The following is a 1,900-nucleotide window of genomic DNA, read 5'->3' as shown; positions in this document are numbered from 1 at the left end:
CCATAACATTGCTTTAGCCATTTACGTCATAATTCGCTTGGTTATTGAATTAATCATCCTTTAAAGGGGCTGCGGCACAAACTCCTGCATGTTTTTCACCTCCATTGGGTATAAAGCCACTAGATGCACTGCCAACATCGGTGAACACGACAAACTCAGTATAATTACTAGCTCGGCCAGGGTCGCTAGTCCAATAACCATAATAGAAACCAGCATCAGTGTAGCCCTTTACGTCGCCCCACTCCGAAAAGAAACCTGCACCAATTCTACGCTGATAGTGATTACCAGTTGATGAAGGTGTCGCACCAACTATACCCTTACAATGTCCACCTGAATTCCCCCTCTCACAAATCGCGTTAGTTAAATCCTTGACCTTAGGCATACGGTATCCAATATCACTACACCAAGACGATACACTTTCATTAGTATAAGATTTAAGTCCACGGTTAACAAACCACTGCTTTAACTGGAAACCGTATTTGACGATTTCTTCCCCACTTTGACTGTCTCGACCAACTAACTCAAATGTCTGTGGTAATGTCGGATTGAGTATAGTTCCCAAACTACTTGGATTACTTGAACCCAATTGCTCATCTTTAGCAAATGGACCCTTTAGGCTAACCCGCACACTCTTATTTGTTGCTTCCGTCATAGTAGCTGTAATACCACCATGAGAAACTGGCTTCCAAGATAATTCTCGATAATTACCACCTATATCTAGATCAAAGTACAAATTATGAGCCCCTGTAGTAGGGAAATTCAAATCATAAGACGAAGGATTTTTCGACTGTGTAATGAACCCCATCTTTTCATTCCACATTGTAGCAGGACCTCGGAAATCCATGTCTTTAGAAAAAAGCTTACCATATTGCAAGTTCGGTTTTGCAAAACAGACCTCTGGTGGTGCCTTAGGATTAATATAATATGTCGCATTACTAGCATTAAAATCGCTACCTTTAGGAACGCCATAACGGGTAGATAAAGTGCCGTTGGTACTAGCCAATTTCACCTTATAAGGTCCATTACAAATGGTTAGCACTGTATTACGTGTGACAGGATTATTGAATCTATCAATAATAGATAAATTTAAACTACCTGTGGCAGTTATACCATCAGGGTCTTGACCATCACCATCATCATCACCCCAATAATTATAAGGTTCTCCGATAAGTAAATTTAATGCAATAGAATCAGTATCAGTTGGCACCAACATATCTATATCAGCAAAACTCTGACCAGCAACAGGTAAAACGATAGGATTATCTTTTGAATTATTAGTTGCGGGAGTATATTTATCTCCATTAGAAAGGGATATCCCAAGTAGAGCTTTGGTGTTTGTCACGCGTGTAAGACCACCATCAAAGGTTAAATATGGCGCATTACCATAAATAATATTGGTCGTTTGAGCGGTTAATGCATGATTAGCGAAAGAAATAGAAAGTAAAACAACTACGGTTAATACCAAAACCATCGGCCGAGATAAAAAGGCTAAACTAAGAAATTTTGAAAAATTTTGCCGAATTTGCTTAAGAAACAAACTACCGTTAAGTAATAAACGATACGAACTTAACTTTAAAAAGATTAAATTATAGGTTGAGCAGGTGTTATGTGTTGCAAGATTATAATGCATATTGACGTCCTTGTCAATTAAACTAATGATTAATTTATACTTTTATACCAAAAATTATAAAAGTTATCCTTTTATAAAAATAAAGTTTGAAAGTATAGTGATTGGAAAAAACCATGCAACTATTTTTGGCGGTTTAATTGTTAATTTTTGTAAAGTTTGATGAAAAATTATACTTCAAAATCAAGACATTAATAATAAAAGTACCAACACACCAAAATCTTACCTCCTATTTTTAGCCCTATTTTGATTTCAAAAAACCCCGTTCCTCAA

At 36.7% G+C, this 1,900-nt stretch carries 1 protein-coding gene; it reads right to left on the bottom strand.

Translation table 11 applies throughout. From position 1 onward, the window contains the following. Positions 1-49: 49 nt before the first annotated feature. Complete coding sequence (locus tag H3T56_RS11555) at positions 50-1,630, bottom strand: hypothetical protein (protein ID WP_198193090.1); 1,581 nt, start codon at positions 1,628-1,630, stop codon at positions 50-52. Positions 1,631-1,900 lie beyond the last annotated feature (270 nt).

The organism is Gilliamella sp. W8123, from assembly GCF_016101085.1.
GTDB lineage: Bacteria > Pseudomonadota > Gammaproteobacteria > Enterobacterales > Orbaceae > Gilliamella > Gilliamella apis.
This window is presented reverse-complemented; position numbering and strand designations above follow the sequence as displayed.

Bases quoted from the DNA above. Each gene is read 5' to 3' on its own strand.
- H3T56_RS11555 (WP_198193090.1), bottom strand. From the start codon at position 1,630: ATGCATTATAATCTTGCAACACATAACACCTGCTCAACCTATAATTTA.